Genomic DNA, 444 nt, shown 5'->3' with positions numbered 1-444 from the left:
CACATCCGACGACCGTATTGGGGCTGGTGGAGCCGAGACCGCGCGCCGCGAGCGTGATCGCTCGGCGCATGGCGGTGATGTCGGCTGCGGTGGCCACCGGGTCCTCCTGCCTCTTCGGGCACGGACTCCGGGGCCTGTCGATGACGACAGATGAAGCGGGTCGCCGGGGCAGACGCCGAAAACCGAAGAAGGGACGCAGGGGTCCGGCGAAACCCGGCCATGCGTCCGCCTACGGCGGCGTACCGATGACGAACCGCCGCGCACTGCCTCCCATCCGGACTTTAACCGTCGGTCCAGGAATCCCACCTGGTCAACCGGCCGCTGGCTGCGGACGGGTCGCGGACTATAACCGCCGGTTCGGAATTGCACCGACCCCGGAGTGCGCTGCTACTGGTACGGAACCAGTCTGCCACGGACGCTCCTCGGCCATGCAGGTGAGCACTG

1 riboswitch is annotated in these 444 nt (G+C 68.2%).

Features of this window, described 5'->3' with window-relative positions:
- Positions 1–256: 256 nt before the first annotated feature.
- Positions 257–387: riboswitch (FMN riboswitch) on the bottom strand.
- Between the last annotated feature and the right edge of the window lie 57 nt (positions 388–444).

Source organism: Streptomyces chisholmiae, assembly GCF_031845445.1.
GTDB lineage: Bacteria > Actinomycetota > Actinomycetes > Streptomycetales > Streptomycetaceae > Streptomyces > Streptomyces chisholmiae.
This window is presented reverse-complemented; position numbering and strand designations above follow the sequence as displayed.